This is a genomic window from Acidocella sp. C78 (genome assembly GCF_907164655.1).
The window spans coordinates 237,415-253,100 of sequence record NZ_CAJQZK010000060.1 but is presented as its reverse complement, the minus strand read 5'-3'; the positions used below and the strand labels follow the sequence as shown (position 1 = coordinate 253,100).

12 protein-coding genes are annotated in these 15,686 nt (G+C 61.7%); 3 read left to right on the top strand and 9 right to left on the bottom strand.

Going from position 1 to position 15,686, the window contains the following annotated elements; translation table 11 throughout:
* Positions 1 to 17 precede the first annotated feature (17 nt).
* Positions 18 to 791, bottom strand: a complete 774-nt coding sequence (locus ACIDOCELLA78_RS81770) for a ferredoxin--NADP reductase (RefSeq protein WP_201727560.1) — start codon at positions 789 to 791, stop codon at positions 18 to 20.
* Positions 792 to 987: 196 nt separating this feature from the next.
* Between ACIDOCELLA78_RS81770 and ACIDOCELLA78_RS81765 the strand changes: the two genes are divergently transcribed.
* Entirely contained in the window at positions 988 to 3,156 is a 2,169-nt protein-coding gene (locus ACIDOCELLA78_RS81765) for a malate synthase G (RefSeq protein WP_201727559.1), read from the top strand.
* 110 nt (positions 3,157 to 3,266) lie between these two features.
* On the opposite strand, the gene ACIDOCELLA78_RS81760 is transcribed toward ACIDOCELLA78_RS81765, so the two are convergent.
* The gene (locus ACIDOCELLA78_RS81760; protein ID WP_201727558.1) at positions 3,267 to 3,470 is read right to left on the bottom strand and encodes a DUF6726 family protein; all 204 of its coding nucleotides are present in this window, start codon (positions 3,468 to 3,470) and stop codon (positions 3,267 to 3,269) included.
* A gap of 157 nt (positions 3,471 to 3,627) precedes the next feature.
* Positions 3,628 to 4,382, bottom strand: a protein-coding gene (locus ACIDOCELLA78_RS81755) for an IS5 family transposase (protein WP_374223207.1) whose coding sequence is annotated in 2 segments (ribosomal slippage) — positions 3,628 to 4,059 and positions 4,062 to 4,382 — 753 coding nt in all. Because the reading frame shifts where the segments join, the coding sequence is not laid out codon by codon here.
* A 190-nt stretch (positions 4,383 to 4,572) separates the two neighbouring features.
* On the opposite strand from ACIDOCELLA78_RS81755, the gene ACIDOCELLA78_RS81750 reads away from it, so the two are divergent.
* Both ACIDOCELLA78_RS81750 and ACIDOCELLA78_RS81745 read left to right on the top strand, forming a co-directional pair.
* Positions 4,573 to 4,764: a hypothetical protein gene (locus ACIDOCELLA78_RS81750; RefSeq protein ID WP_201727556.1), complete on the top strand. Its 192-nt coding sequence runs from the start codon at positions 4,573 to 4,575 to the stop codon at positions 4,762 to 4,764.
* Between the two features lie 476 nt (positions 4,765 to 5,240).
* On the top strand, positions 5,241 to 6,554 hold the full coding sequence (locus ACIDOCELLA78_RS81745; RefSeq protein WP_201727555.1) for a site-specific integrase: 1,314 nt from the start codon (positions 5,241 to 5,243) through the stop codon (positions 6,552 to 6,554).
* A gap of 26 nt (positions 6,555 to 6,580) precedes the next feature.
* Here the strand turns inward: ACIDOCELLA78_RS81745 and brxL are convergent, their stop codons facing one another.
* The 6 genes from brxL to ACIDOCELLA78_RS81715 all read right to left on the bottom strand — a co-directional run bounded on the left by brxL (position 6,581) and on the right by ACIDOCELLA78_RS81715 (position 15,250).
* Complete coding sequence (brxL, locus tag ACIDOCELLA78_RS81740) at positions 6,581 to 8,659, bottom strand: BREX system Lon protease-like protein BrxL (RefSeq protein WP_201727554.1); 2,079 nt, start codon at positions 8,657 to 8,659, stop codon at positions 6,581 to 6,583.
* A gap of 7 nt (positions 8,660 to 8,666) precedes the next feature.
* Complete coding sequence (locus ACIDOCELLA78_RS81735; protein WP_201727553.1) at positions 8,667 to 11,195, bottom strand: PglZ domain-containing protein; 2,529 nt, start codon at positions 11,193 to 11,195, stop codon at positions 8,667 to 8,669.
* On the bottom strand, positions 11,192 to 12,220 hold the full coding sequence (locus tag ACIDOCELLA78_RS81730; protein WP_201727552.1) for an HNH endonuclease family protein: 1,029 nt from the start codon (positions 12,218 to 12,220) through the stop codon (positions 11,192 to 11,194). The genes ACIDOCELLA78_RS81735 and ACIDOCELLA78_RS81730 overlap by 4 nt, the downstream gene beginning before the upstream one ends.
* Positions 12,221 to 12,324: 104 nt before the next feature.
* Positions 12,325 to 13,359, bottom strand: coding sequence for an IS630 family transposase (locus ACIDOCELLA78_RS81725; protein WP_201727480.1), 1,035 nt, complete (start codon positions 13,357 to 13,359; stop codon positions 12,325 to 12,327).
* A gap of 32 nt (positions 13,360 to 13,391) precedes the next feature.
* Positions 13,392 to 14,105: a DUF262 domain-containing protein gene (locus ACIDOCELLA78_RS81720; RefSeq protein ID WP_201727551.1), complete on the bottom strand. Its 714-nt coding sequence runs from the start codon at positions 14,103 to 14,105 to the stop codon at positions 13,392 to 13,394.
* On the bottom strand, positions 14,102 to 15,250 hold the full coding sequence (locus ACIDOCELLA78_RS81715; protein WP_201727550.1) for a hypothetical protein: 1,149 nt from the start codon (positions 15,248 to 15,250) through the stop codon (positions 14,102 to 14,104). The genes ACIDOCELLA78_RS81720 and ACIDOCELLA78_RS81715 overlap by 4 nt, the downstream gene beginning before the upstream one ends.
* Between the last annotated feature and the right edge of the window lie 436 nt (positions 15,251 to 15,686).

The window sequence follows — 15,686 nt, the reverse complement described above, 5'->3', positions numbered from 1 at the left end:
CGGCCGTCAGCGCGGCCTCATTTCTCGACGAAGGCCTTCTCGATCACGTAATCGCCGGGGCGGGACGAGCTGCCTTCGGTGAAGCCGCGCCGCTCGAGCAGCTGCACCATGTCGTCGAGGAAGGCAGGGCTGCCGCACAGCATCACCCGGTCATCCTTCGGCGCGAGCGGCGGCAGGTCGATCCCCGGGCCGAAATTTCCGGTTTCGAGAATCTGCGTGATCCGCCCGTTATGCCGGAACGGCTCGCGCGTCACCGTCGGGTAGTAGATCAGCTGCCGCGAGACCTGCGCGCCGATGAACTCGTCCGCCGGCAGGGTCTTGGTAATGTAGTCCTCATAGGCGAGGTCGCTGATGTGCCGGCAGCCATGGATCAGCACCACCTGACGGAACCGCTCATAGATGTCCGGCTCGCGGATGATGCTCATGAACGGCGCGAGCCCGGTGCCGGTGCCCAGAAGATAGAGCCGCTCGCCGGGGTGCATGTTGTCGGCCAGCAGCGTGCCGGTCGGCTTGCGCCCCACCAGCACCGGATCGCCTGGCTTGACGTGCTGCAACCGCGAGGTCAGCGGCCCGTCCGGCACCTTGATGCTGAAGAATTCCAGATGATCGTCATAGCTGGCGCTGGCCATCGAATAGGCCCTCAGCAGCTTCTTTCCCTCGACCTCGAGCCCGATCATGGTGAACTGCCCGGCGATGAAGCGGAATGCGGGGTCGCGCGTCACGGTGAAGCTGAACAGCCGGTCGGTCCAGTGATGGACCTGGGTGACGGTTTCGGTGTTGAAGGCGCTCATCTGTCGGGAAAACTCCGTCGCTCGTCCGTCCGGGGGCACCGGAAGTTCATGATCGGCCCTGTTAATTGCGGAGCGAGGCGGCGATATCAAGCCCGACTGCGGCAGATCTGCCCATGGCAGCACTGCAAGCGCGCTCCACCCCTCGACAAGACTGGCCGGTTTGGCCAAAAACCGCGCAGATCAAGGAGACGAACCAATGACTCAAACCTATGTGGACGCGGCGGGCCTGCGCGTCGCCGCCGAGCTTCACGCCTTCATCGAGACCGAGGCGCTGCCCGGCACCGGGATCGAGCCCGCTTCCTTCTGGCAGGGCTTCGCCAATCTCGTCGCCCGCCACGCCCCCCGCAACGCCGAGCTGCTCGCCGAGCGCGACCGTCTCCAGGCCGCGATCGATGACTGGCACCGCACCCGCCGCGGCCAGAAGATCGATCCCGCCGCCTACGAGGCCTTCCTGCGCGAGATCGGCTATCTCAAGCCCGAGCCAGGCGATGTGAAGGTCACCTCCGAACGCGTCGATGCCGAAATCGCCGCCATCGCCGGTCCGCAGCTCGTCGTGCCGGTGATGAACGCCCGCTACGCGCTGAACGCCGCCAACGCCCGCTGGGGTAGCCTCTACGACGCGCTCTACGGCACCGACGCCATTCCCGAATCCGGCGGCCTCGAACGCGGCAAGGCCTATAATCCGCAGCGCGGCGCCGCCGTCGTCGCCCGCGGCCGCGCCTTCCTCGACGATCATTTCCCGCTCGCCACCGGTAGCCACGTCGATATCCGCGCCTTGCGCGTGCACAACGGCCATCTCGCCGCCGTGCTCGAAAGCGGCGAGACCGGCCTGAAGCACGCCGCCCAGTTCGCCGGCTATCGCGGCGACGCCGCCGCCCCCACGGCCGTCCTGCTCCGCCACCACAACCTGCATGTCGAGATCGCGATCGACCCGACCAGCCCGATCGGGCGGACCGACAAGGCCGGCATCGCCGACCTCATCGTCGAATCCGCGATCAGCTCGATCATGGACGCCGAGGACAGCGTCGCCGCCGTCGATGCCGAGGACAAGGTGCTGGTCTACCGCAACTGGCTCGGCCTGATGGCCGGCACGCTGGAGGAACAGGTCGAGAAGGGCGGCAAGACCTTCACCCGCAAGCTCAACCCCGACCGCGCCTACATCGCGCCGGACGGCTCGACCCTCACCCTCCCCGGCCGCGTGCTGATGCTGGTCCGTAATGTCGGCCACCACATCTACACCGACACCGTGCTCGATGCCGCCGGCAAGCCGATCCCCGAGACGATCCTCGACCTCGTGGTCACCTCCCTCTGCGGCCTGCATGACATCCGCCGCACCGGCGGGCTGCGCAACTCCCGCGCCGGCTCGATCTACATCGTCAAGCCGAAGATGCACGGCGCCGACGAGGTCGCCTATGCCAACGGCCTTTTCGCCGCCACCGAATCCCTGCTCGGCCTCGCGCCGGACACGCTGAAAATGGGCATCATGGACGAGGAGCGCCGTACCTCGGCCAATCTCAAGGCCTGCATCGCCGCCGCCGCCAGCCGCATCTTCTTCATCAACACCGGCTTCCTCGACCGCACCGGCGACGAGATCCACACCTCGATCGAGGCCGGCCCGATGATCCGCAAGAACGAGATCAAGAACACGCCCTGGATCAAGGCGTATGAAGACCGCAACGTCGATATCGGCATCGTCTGCGGCCTGCCCGGCCACGCCCAGATCGGCAAGGGGATGTGGGCCGCGCCCGACGCGATGGCGGCGATGCTCGAACAGAAGGTCGGCCACCCCCGCGCCGGTGCGAACACCGCCTGGGTCCCCTCGCCCACCGCGGCAACGCTGCACGCCCTGCACTACCACATGGTCGATGTCGCCGCCCGCCAGGCCGAGCTTGCCTCCCGCCCGATGGGCTCGCTCACCGACCTGCTGACCATCCCGCTGGCCGACCGCCCGAACTGGCAGCCGGAGGACATCCAGCAGGAGCTCGACAACAACGCCCAGGGCATCCTCGGCTACGTCGTCCGCTGGATCGACCAGGGCATCGGCTGCTCCAAGGTGCCGGACATCCACAACGTCGCCCTCATGGAAGACCGCGCCACCCTGCGCATCTCCGCCCAGCACATCGCCAACTGGCTGCATCATGGCATCGTCTCCGAGGCGCAGGTGATGGAGACGATGAAGCGCATGGCCGCGGTGGTCGATGGCCAGAACGCGGGCGACCCGGCCTATCGCAACATGGCGCCGGGCTTCGACGGCGTCGCCTTCCAGGCGGCGTGCGACCTCGTCTTCAAGGGCCGCACCCAGCCGAACGGCTACACCGAGTTCATCCTGCACGACCGCCGGCGCGAGGCCAAAGCCTCCGCCTGATCTTTTGCTCCTCCTCCTCCTCCACCGCCGCGTCCGCACCGGGCGCGGCGGCCCGCGATCCCCGCACCCTCACGGGCCGCGGAGGGTATCAGGCGGAGCGGAGCAAAAACTCAGCTCCGAGTCGGCGTCGGGTCGATCGCGTTGGCGCAGGCATCGCTCGGCGCAGCCGCCACCGGCCCGATCAACGGGATGATCTTCAGCCCCGCCGACGTCACCCGGCACGGCGCCGCTGCCAGCCCACAGCCCGAAAGCCCCCCGGCGAGGCTGGCGAACAACGCCACCTGGCCGGCCCAACGCAAAATTCTCGTGCTCATGATTCCATCGAACCAAACCCAGGCGGCCCGCGTCAATGCGCTAGAGCACTTTCCGATCCATCCGGATCGGATGTAGTGCTCTATGGTATTGATATTCAGAGCATCTTTATCCGATCAGATGACTCTATCTGATCGGATGATGCTCTAGGTTCTGGACTCAACTGATCCAAGATGTGACGGCGAGGACGAGGCAGATACCTGCGAGGAAATTTCGTGCGGTTTTGTCGTAGCGTGTGGCGATGGCGCGCCAGTCCTTGAGCCTGCAGAAGGCGCGTTCGATGAGATTGCGCTTTCTGTAGGCGACGGGGTCGAAGGGCGGAATGGCGCGGCGGTTGGGCATGGGCGAGATCACGGGCCTGGTGCCTTGGCGGGTGAGGAAGGCGCGCAGGTCATCGGCGTCGTAGGCTTTGTCGGCGATCAGCTCTTCTGGTGGCGGTATTGTGGGCAGAAGCGCCCTGGCGCCGCTGATGTCGGAGGCCTGTCCCGGCGTCAGGAGGAGTGCGGCGATGCGCCCCTGCTCATCCGCGACGGCGTGGATCTTGGTCGTCCGTCCACCCCTCGACCGGCCGATAGCCTGGCTTTGCGCCCCCCTTTACCGCCCGCGGCCGCGCGATGTGCCCGAACCGAGGTGCTGTCCACCATGGCGATGCGCGGCGGATACGCGCAGGCGACCAGGGCCGCAAAGATCTCCTGCCAGAGGCCACGCTGGCTCCAGCGGTTGAACCGGTTGAACACCGTGGTTCGTGGCCCATAGGCCTCAGGAAGCGCTCGCCATCGCAAGCCCTCGCGAAAGCGATGCAGGATGCCGCTCAGCACCCGGCGGTCATCAACCCGAGGCTTGCCGCCAAGCTTCGGCAGCAATGGTTCGATCGCAGCCCATTGCGTGTCGTTCAGCCAGAAAAGTTCCGCCATGTTCCAAGTCCTCCAAACAGACTTGAATCAGACGCTCCGTAGTCATGGCAATAGGTACAGAACCTAGGCCCCGGTCATGCGCGCGAGGCATGAGTATTAGCCGTTGGCGGCATGTTCCGTCCCCGCCCGCGCCCACCCATCTCCGCGTGAAGCGGGAGTTGTCCCGCATCACCGAACACGGAGTTTTTCCATGCGTACAAGAACGATAGCCATGACCGCCCTCGCCGTCATGGTCGGCATAGCGCCGGTCGCAGCACAGGCCACGCCGGCCAGCAGCGCCCAGCGGCAGGGCGCGACAGTCCAGCACCTCTCCCACGCCGGCGGCCGGTCGGCTTTCACGCATCAGCTGAAATCGATCCAGCGCCTCGAATCGCGCAACTGATTCATCGCGGCGCCATCAGGCTACACAATCCTTGCCAGATAGATGAGTTGAGAATTGTTCATCCGGCCAGATGACCCGATCTGACCGGATGAGGCTCACACTCGGGTGTGCGGTCATGGGGCCGAAGGTGAGAAACTCACAGACGGCCCTGGATCGTACCCCGAAGGCGCCTTGAAAGCGAAAAAGGTCTTGGAGGGCCGCTTGGAAGCCCTAAATTTTCCTGAGGAAATCTGGAGCGGGCGAAGGGATTCGAACCCTCGACCCCAACCTTGGCAAGGTCCCTGAAGGGTCTGCGACGGGGTAGCCGGGGCTACGCAATAATGCGCTAATACACTGTGTCATATACATTCCTGAGGTTCCATGCGCCGCCATGGACGGCCTCCTCTACGCGCCCACTTGCCGCCAAATGCTTGGAAATTGGTTTGTGAGGGGCTATGATCCCCGTGTTCTAAGCAATCTGGCGCTAAGGCATTGATATGGCGGAAACAAGGCTCACAAAGCGCGTTGTCGACGCGCTCAAAGTTCCGAACCGTGCGAAGGTTGGAGTCAAGGTTCGAGAAAGTTTTGCGTGGGATCGCGAGCTCCGTGGCTTCGGCGTGCAGGTGATGCCGTCGGGACTGAAGAGCTTCGTGGTTCAGTATCGCACCCCGGAAGGTAGGACCCGCCGTCTGGTCATCGGCCGCTATGGACTGATGACCGTCGAGGAGGCCCGGGTGATCGCCCACGAAAAGCTGGTCGCGGTCTCCAAGGGGGTCGACCCAGCGGCGCCGGTCGAGCCCGACGGCAGCACCACGACGGTCGGCGAGATCTGCGACTGGTATCTCCTGGAAGCCAACGCAGGGCGCATTCTCGGCCGGCGCCGGCGGCCGATAAAGGCGTCCACCCTGACGATGGACAAGAGTCGCATCGAAACGCATATCCGGCCACTTTTGGGTGAGCGGCGGGTTTCTAGCCTGAAGCTTGGCGATATCGAGGCGATGCAGGCCGACATTGCCGCCGGCAAGACGGCGAAGGGCCGAGCGGGGCCACGGGGCGGCACGCCGATCGGTGGCGAGGGAGCCGCGGCCCGCACGGTCTCGTCTTTGCACTCGATCTTTGAGCACGCCGTGCGTTGGGGGAAAATCGAGAGCAACCCGGCACGGGGCGTGCGCAAGCTGGCCAGCACGCCGCGAGAGCGACGCTTAAGCAGGGCCGAGATCGCGCGTCTGGGTACAGCCATGCGTACGCTCGCCGCCGAGGGTGAGCACCCAACGGGCCTGGCCGCAATCCGGCTTCTGCTGCTCACGGGATTCCGGCGCATGGAGTGCCTTGCCCTCCAGCGCGCCTGGGTGGATGCGGAACAGCGGGCCATTCAGCTTCCAGAAACCAAGACCGGCCCGCAGATGCGCGTCGTGGGTCAAGCCGTCATCGATCTCATTCTCGCGCAGCCGGTCACCGACGGCTCGCCATATGTATTCCCGGCAGACTGGGGAAACGGGCATTTCATCGGCGTCGTGCGGGTGCTCGAACGGGTGTGTGGCGCCGCACGACTGGAGGACGTAACGCCACACACGCTGCGTCATACCTTCGCCAGCGTGGCCGGCGATCTCGGCTTCTCGGAACTGACGATCGCTGCCCTGCTTGGACACGCCGCGCGCGGTGTGACCCAGCGCTACATTCATATCGACGAGGCACTCCGGGTAGCCGCGGACAAGGTTTCGTCTGAGATAGCGGCGCTGTTGGACGGGCAGAAATCCGATTTGGGACGTAAACAGAATAACGAGCAATTCCAGTCACCCGAACAGAACTGACATCGTGTGCGGATGACGGCCGATACTCAATTCTTTCCGTCCGTTGATGGGATGCGAAACACGTCGACCTTCGTCTCCAGGCAGCGCCGAAGGCTGAGGTCAGTTGCACCCACCGCGAACCAGCCATCAGGCTTCTGGTAGAAATCTAGACCGCGGCCGATCTTGATGGTCCACCCATTATCGAGACGCACCTCGCGGTCGTGCATCTTGTCGTTCAGGCGCACATCGAGGGCGACGTCGTACTCCACCAGGCTCTGCTTGAGCTCGTCTAGCTTCTCTTGAAGGCCAGCCAGGTCTGTTTGCTGATCGTATGAGGTGAAGAGGGTGATGCTTCTGACCGTTTCCGCCTTCACGGCCGTCTCGCAGAACCGGACGAAGTTCGCGATCTGATGCGGCATGCGGATGTAGGGGTCTTCGACAACCACACTCTTCGCCCCCGGCAGATAGGGGCCAAAGATGGTGTCATATGAGTGACCGGTGTCCCCGTAAGCGATCGTGTAGTGTTGCTCAGTCGGTTCCTCGGTTTCGGGGGGGAGCGCCGCCATAGCCGGTGGCGCGGCTTGGGGCGCGGACGGAGAGGAGGGTTCGTTGGCTGGTTTGGCTTCCACGATCTTCGGCCGGAGACGGCGGCGGACGGGCTCCAATGTCGCGGAGGCGCCAATGCTTTCAAGACAGGAGACGACGATCTCTTTTCCGACTTTGTTGAAGAAAGACAAGTCTATCTTGGCGAACTCGTCGTCCGGCTTGCGCTTGTTCATCTGTTCTTTGACGCGGCGACGGCATTCGATCGCGTAGGCGACGTACTCGTCGAAGTCCTCGTCGGTCGGAGAGTCTACCGGGTGCAGGATCTTGAGCATCGCGCACAGGGTCTTCTTGATGCCCTTCTCATCACGCCCCTCGACGGCGGCGCCGAGCGTCAGCCTCTTGCTAACCTCTTCATAGCGGTTGCCGTGCTTGAGCTGGTAGTGGAATGCCTCAGCTAGGTAATCGGTGATGAGGCCAAACCGGTCGGTTAGGAAGGCGCTACTGTTTTTGGGCATTTCCCAGCCTGGCAGGTAACAGGCGAAGCGATCCATCACTGCCAGGTCGAACTGGTCGGGCAGAGGCTGGAACAGATCGTATTCCGTCGAATGGACGATTTGCTCGACCGACATGTCAATGTTGCCGACGAACGCCATGCTGGCATCGGCGATGACCTCCACGCCGCGCGAAAACCGGCCATTGGCCATGTAGTCCTTCATAATCTGGATGGTGTCGGGATCCTTGACCTTGATCCCGCCAACTTCGTCGAATGCGACGGTATCCCAGAACCCTACCAGACCAATCTTGCGGCGCGCGTTATTATAAAATAGCACCGACTTGGTCGCCTGCCCGCCACTGATGAGGGTTGAATAGGGGGAAAATTCCGAGAAGAAGTATGACTTGCCTGTGCCGCGGGGCCCAAGCTCGATAAAGTTGAAATTCGGCTCGACCAGCGGCGCCAATCTGGCGATGAAATGCAGCTTCACGCGCCGGGACAACTTAGCGGGCTCAAGCCCGACCGAGCGGAGGACGACATCCATCCACTCATCGCGGGTAAAGGCTTTCTTGGCTTCGCCATAGGAGGCGAAGTCGAATCGGCTGAGCTGGATTGGCCGCAGGTCCTCTACGTAGAAAGCGTAGGCGTCGGCATCGACGTCGTTGTGGGCGATAACGACCTCGGCCCAGATTCCACCCTCAAGCAGGCGGTCGTTGTCACGGTAGAACTTCTCGCCAATCGCGATGCGCTGAGAGGCAAAGTTTTCGAGGGATGCCCAGTGTCGCTTTTCCTTCTCGACGTAGCGGACATGAACCTTGTCGATGAACTTGTGCTTCCCCTTAATCGCTACGCGGGACTGAGCTGCGTTGGCATCGTCGGGACGGACATAGTTCTCCTGCAGGGTCGAAAGGACTGCCTCTAGGCCCTCCTGGATCTCCGCCGGGTCGTTGCTGGCACAGTATCTGGCAAGCAGGAACTCCAGAACAAAAGTGGGGATGTTGGTGCCCTTCTTGATCCGGTGAAGAAGATCCTTGCGGACCACCTTGCCGTCGAAGGCGTCGTTGAGCTTGGCGTCGATGGCGTCCATGACGTATTCAGACTGCATAGTCGGTCTCCAGATCCAGCGACGCATACTGTGCCATCGTCACGGGATTCAGTGCCCTCAACGTGAACTTGCCCTCAAATTCGAGGGCCATCTTGACGGTCACCTGAACCTTGCCGCCGGGTTTCACCGTGATGGTGCCGGTCGCGACGTCAACGGGTCCGCCGCGCTTCGCCTCGCCGACGATATTCCCCTTCTTGTCGTATGCCTCAAGGAGGATCTCGAAGGTTTCGCCCAGCGAGAACATGTTCTCGCCTTCCACTGCCAAGTCCACCACGGGCAGGCGGGTGGTTATCCGCTTGGCGCCGTTCTTGTAGGCAAGAGCGACTTTCGCCGCTGCCAAGAGAGGCTGCTTTGTTTGCTTTAGCCTGACCGTGATGACTGGGACAACTGCCTCCTGGAGAGACGCGCCGCCGTGGAAATACAGTAGCCCCTTGCGGTAAGGGGCCAGGCTGCGCGGACCGCCCAGCTTGGCGAAATCGCCTCTTACCCCAGCCTTCTCGGCTGGCAGGACGAAATTGCTCGCATCCGCCTCCCCTTCTCCGAGCAGTGCGCGGTCATGTACCGTAACCCAAGCTCCTGCCGGTTTGGCGCAGACGCTCCCTGCCTCGGCATGGGCGTTGAGCACGAAGCCGTGATCGGTGGCGATGACCACGTCGGCGAAGCCGGCATGCTTCAATTTGTGGACGGCCACGCGTATCGCCTTCAGCGATTGGTGGATCAGGGCCAACGTCGTGAGCGTTCCCGATGGGGTGTTCTCCAGATGAGCATCGATGTCGGTGCTCCGCAGGATCAGCAGCTCGACGGTTTCCGCGACCTTATCCTTCTGCCGCACAAAAGCGTCGAGCGGCGCCTCCGCAAACCTGTCGCCAAAGCGCGCTCGCACGACATCCATGCGGTTGGCGACCGTGGCCATCTTTGTTCCGTCAAGCATTACGACGAACCCGTCGCCGTCTCTCGTCAGCCGAAGCCCCGTGCCGGCTCCCGGCAGCAGGGAGGCCATCCCGACGGGAGTGACGGTGGGCAGTTGGGCGCATGCAGCGCGAATCTCGGCTTGCTCCGTCTCAGCGAGTTGCCTGTGGAGAGTTACACCCAGCTCGTAGCGGAGCGCGTCCACCATGATGATGGCCACCCGGCGCCCGCTCTCCTTGAGCATCGGTGCCACCACACTGTCCAACACGTCAGCGTTCGACAACCGACCCTGAGGCGGCCAGCCGCCGCTTTCCAAGTGCCGGGTGAAGACGGATTGGACCTTCTCCGCCAACCTCGCGTATCGCTTCCGACAGTGCTCGACCGCGTCAGACAGCGACCCGTCAGTCGGGATGTAGTCGCCAACCGCCTGCTCGAATTCGCGCTGAAGCCTGTCTGCCTCGCGCAGAGACGCCGCATAATGCTCGATGAGGGCGTCGAGGCTGCGGGCGTTCTCGGCGAGTTGGCGGTCAGCGTCCTCGCAGGCCTCGATGAGGCGCAATCCGGCTTCGACCAGACCCCATTGGGCCTGGCTTTCGCCTTTGCCGGTCCAGACTGATCCTCCATGGGCAGCGAGGAGCGATTTGGCGGCGTCTGTGTCGTCGCCGACGAGTGCCTTCACCGCCGATGATAGAAACGTCCGTTCCTCAAAGGGGAACGTGCTCCTCACGCCAAGGTCGACGATCCCCGAGCAGGCCTCGCGCAGCTTGAGTTCTTCTTCGACGGCTTCCGCGCGGGCGATGTACTCGCTGCGGGTCATCATGCCGCTCCTGATTGTGTCGCACAGGTCTTCCACGAGTACGCGGGCCGCTTCCGGTGCTCTCGGGACGTTGGACAGACTCGCGGGCAACGACGCGGGGAGGTCGAAGGCAAATTCGCTGAAGAGCAGAAAGCGCCATGCCTCGTCCGCGATCGACGACAGTGTCTTGCCCCGCGTCATCAGCTTGAGGCCGAGGGATTTCTCCAGCAGCGCCTTTGCCTCTGGAACCCAGCCTTCGTTGGCCTTCAGCGCCTCGGTCTGCTTCGTGGTCGGGACGAGGAGAGCGAGCATGATCTCACGCGCAGATTCAGCCCCCAGGCACGTGCGCAGGGTGGGCCAGGACAGGCCGCCACCCACATTATCGATCAGCGCAAAGGGCGGTGATGGATTCTCGGCGAATAGCCGGCGGATCTCAGTGGCGTGATCGGGCTTCGCCTTCAGGCAGAGGCTCTCGTAGCGATCTCCGTCCCCATCCGGGAAGATCGCGCCGCAGGCCGCGTAAATGGCGAACGGGTCAGCTTGGCGTTCCTCATCCGTGACGGGCGGCTTGGCTGGAACGTACACCAGCAGCTCCTTGGGATGGTCCGGGCGCCCCAGAGAGGCAAGTGCCAGCATCGCGGCCTCGCGGGCTTTGATGCTGCTGTCGCTGGCGTCTACTACCTGGGTGGCGTCATCCGCCATCGATAGGCACAGGTCGCGATAGCGCCGGTCCGGGTCATAGACTGCCATGACCGCGGCCTGCTTCAGGCGCCGCCGCAGTACACTCTCGCGGATAAACCCGGCAATGGTCATGAGTCCTCCCGCAGGCCCAGGATTGACTTCACCTCCCTGCGCATCTTTTCCGTTCGGGCTGCGATGGCAGGTTCGTTCCAATCATTCCGGCTAGCTAAGTCTGCGTTTAGATAGAGGCCATTCCGATAACCGATGAAATCCCCCTTGTCGTTCTGCCGATCACGCTTCCTCAGAAATTCCATCGTCCCAAGCTTAGAGTTGTATCCACTCAATGTGAGATTGCCGAGCTGGTGCGCGCAGCGCTGACGAATTGCATCAGCCGTGACAGACCCATCGCCTTCCAGCATCGCTACCCAGCCTGGGCCGAGGTTTTCAGTCTTCGGAAGGATGTGCTCCACGGTAAACACGGGCCGTTCATTCGCGTCATGCGCCCACAAGTCCCGCCTCGACTCGAGGGTTTGATGTGCCTCTTCAAGCTTGCACAGCATAAATCGGGTAACCTCATAATTTTCGAGGTATACGTCGCCCTTTAGGCGAGAATCACAGTCGTCTTCGGGGGCTGCCCGTTGCAATAACCACACACTGGTCCGCTGGACGAAGGCGTCCAAGTCGCGGACCTCTCTGCTGCGGATCAATTTTAGCAGGTCGCCTACCAGCTCCATAAACATCGGGTCGAGTTCACGAGTTGGCGGCATGTCGGTCAGATTGCGCCAGAAGAACCATTTGGTGAGCAAGGTCGCCAAGCGGCGCAGCGTGTCACCTTCATCCCACGCTTGGCTTTGCGCGACTTGGCTAGCCCATAGTAGAAATGCGTAGGCTGGTGCAGCGCCCAAACGTTGCAGGTCTTGGAGGGCAGACGCGCACAACTCTCCCCATTGCACCTTTGCAGCGGTGGTATCCATTAGCGTTGCATAGATCTTGCCTTTGGCTTGCAAGGAACCAAAGAGCCAGACCGGGCGCTTGCGTAGCAGTGTGTCGTAAATGGTGATCAGGTTCGAGCGGGTAGCGCGTGGACAGCCTTTTACCTCTACCTGCTTGAGGTACTTGAACATGTTGTACAGCTGACGCAGGAAGCGCTCCTGCACGGCCGGGTCGGGCAGCAGATCAATTAAGTCTTTCCATTCGTCAAACGCGCGATCAATGCCATAGTCCGGTCGTTTGTCGAGCTCCGCCAGCAGGTTGTTCTTACTCAGCAGTCGGTAATATAGGCGACAGTTGGTGCTTTGAAGAATGATTGCACGAGACGTGGTTTGCGCTTGATGGCGGCGAGTTGGGCTTCGATTTTGTCCTGAAGCTTTTCGCCTTGGCGTAGCGGAGTCCGGGCGACGCCCGTCCGCTTCATGTGGCTCCAGACCAGTTCATCTGGGTTCAGGTCAGGGGCGTAGCCTGGCAGAAAATGCAACGTCAGCATTCCATTGGTCGACGCCACGTAGGCTTTCACCAGCGCTGTTTTGTGGGCAGGCAGCCCGTCGAGGACCAGGTGCACCGGCCTCGTGCGGTGCCGCATCATCCGGCGTAGCAGCGCTACGAACAACTCAGCATTCAGGCCGCCTTCATAAGTGCAATACCAGAACCCGCCGCGGGCTGTCACCGCCGAGGCGGCGCTGATCGATTGCCGTTGGCCCGGACGCTCGACGATCGGCGTCTGTCCCTTCACGCCCCAGGTCTTGCCATGCACGGCGTCGGCCCGAAAGCCGGACTCGTCCCAGAAAAAGACCTCGCCGCCACAGGACTTGGCCTGCCTGGCGATTTCAGGAAACCGCTCACGTCGCCATGCCTCGATCGCCTCCGGATCGCGCTGATAGGCACGCTGCAACGGCTTTTGCGGCGTCAGGCCCAGTTTCGACAGCAGTTCGCCCACAGCCGTCACACCGAGTTTGATACCAAACTTGCGCTCGATCAGTTCGGCCACAACGTGCCGGGTCCACAGCCCGAAATCCAGGCCGTATTGGCGCGGATCGCGGCCATTGATCCAACGCAACACCTGCTGCTCCTGGCGCGGCGTCAGACGCCGCGGCCGGCCGGTTGCCGGCCGTGACCGCAAGGCTTTCACCCCGACCCCAGGCTTCGATGCCGCGCTGAGCCATTTATAGATTGTTGTGCGGCTGAACCCGTATGAGGCAATCACCAAAGAGGCCGCTTCGCCCTCGCGCACCCGCTCTACAGCCATCAGCCGGATGGTTTCCAGGGTGCGATGATCAAATCTGCGACCGTCCCGTTTCATGCCAGAATTATATCATCCCCGCAAACATACGACTAGCAAAATGTCGTCTTAATTACCGACTGGTGAGTAATGATGTCGATCGCTGACAAAGGGATGCCACGGTTATTGATTGACTCAAACAACATGAAGGCATCGGAGTGGCTTCGTACTTCGATCTTGACCAGCATTGCTGTCTTGAGTTTGTCCAGCAACGCCAGGGTATCGTCCAAACTCAGCCCACTGAGCCTATCGCAGAAATAGCCATAGGCACGGCCAATACGTCGATTTCCAAAATACGCTAGATCTTTCGGCGCCTTCACCTTTTTAGGGAAAAGATCGCTTAGCACTTTCTGGAAATCGACCTTGTTTTTTGCCTGCTCACTGGGCTCCAAACGCCATTGCCCCGCTGACCGAACAAAGATTCTATTTTCCAGGTTGTCCAGTTCGACTATCAGCTTGCGGTCTGGGTTCGTAACTGCATTGAGCTTCTTGTAGAACGCGCAGAACAGGAGGCTAATGGTGGTGAAGCGCTGCTGGCCGTCGATGAGTTCCAACCGGCCGCCCGCTAAGCCGTCATGCTGAGTGTTCACACAAATGATCGAGCCAAGAAAGTGCCCGCTGGGAGATTCTTCAAGATCGTTGAATAATGCATCCCAATTCTTCCAGCCCCATACGTACTCACGTTGATATTTCGGAATAAAAAACGAGGTCATCCCATCGGGGCTGAAATAAAAACTAACCGGTAGCGCTTTGACGTCTTGAATCATAACGTGCCCCCAGTGCTTTTCCTGCCACGTGCTTTCTTTGGCGTGGCGGCCGGTTCCACATACAGGTCTTCCAAACCATGGGCGATGGCCAGCGACTTGTCGGTTTTGCACTTCTCGCGGACGCGGTCGGGCCAATACGCCATGGCGAGGTGCGCCCAGTCGTACTCGCCCTTCTCCAGCTTGGCCCAGGTGTCCTTCAACAGCTTCTGCCACGGTTTGTGGCGGAATAGCGGCCAGAGCGGCGCGGCGGTGATCTGCACGCCGTCGTCATGGTTGGGGCGATAGGTCGGCGCGATCTGCAACAACGTGTCACGCACCGCCATCAATTCCTGTTCCAGGGACCGAACGGCTTCCAGCGCCCGATCCTCATCACGGCTGCGGGCACTACCTTTGGTGCGCAGAGCGCTGGCATCGTGGCCCACCTGCTTCAGCCTCGGCTCGATGAAGTCGTTGACGGCGGTGTAGAGCGTCTGGCTGGTCAGGCTTGGGTAGTAAACCCAGAGCGTGTAGCTGCCGGAGGCAGTGGATAGCGGCCAATAGATCGGCGCTTTGCGGCGGCTCTTGGAATAGCCCTGCAAGTGAACGGGGAAGAATTCCCGTTGCAGCCACCGGCGTACATCGGGCGGCACCAGCGCATCGACGCGGGCAAGGATTTCTTCGACCAGTCGCTGCAGGTCATGCGGATGCCCGGGATCATCCACCAGAATGCCAGCGTGCGTATGGAACGGCTCTGCGCCGTCCGGTAGCATGCCAGGGCTTTTCGCAGGCAACGGGTCGAAGGGTTCGGGCTGTGGTGGCATAGAGCGCTCGCCGGTGGCGAGGCGCAGGTCAAAACGGCCGAAGGCAACGCCGACTGCCCAGTTTAGAAGGCCGCTTGTCTGATCGATGGGATTGGCGCCTTCGTCTTCATCTCCATCGTCGTCGGAAGCTTGAGCCCCAGCTTCGTTCATCATCCTCAAGTTGCTGGCATGCGCATCTGCACGGCCGGGTTTGGAAAAGCCGTAGAGGTCGAGGGCAATCAAGTCGATCTCCGATCGAATGCGCTCCAGCTCCGCCTCAATGGACTGTAAATCGTAACCACCTACACGGCATCGCAATGCCACTGGCAGCACGAAAGCATGTGAGATTTCTTCAGTTGTGTCCAACGTATGTTTGAGCTGCCAAGCCCGGTACGCTAGTTTCGAGAGTTTGGATCGGTGGGGGGCGCTCAGCTTGGGGATGGGAGTCTCTTGGATAACGCCAACCTCAAATGAGTGTGCCGCCCCGCCGGGTCGTGCATCCGCGGCGGCGAGTTGAACCTCAATTAGCCTGTGAAAGGCGTCGCTCGAGCAGATCGCCAAAAGACAAAATAATTCTTCTGGTTGGTCGCCGCTTGCTATAATTGCTGGTCCCTTATCCCCAAAAATACAGCCTTTAGGCATAATTCGCATTGATAAGCGGCTCTTGGTGCGACGGGACCACGTCAACCCAGGCCGAAAGTACAATTCTTTACTCGGGACAATGGCGTAAGCATAAACACGATCTGTGACGCGCTCAGCCTGCAGGTATGCGCCGTCACGGTTCCAATCGACAACCAAGTCT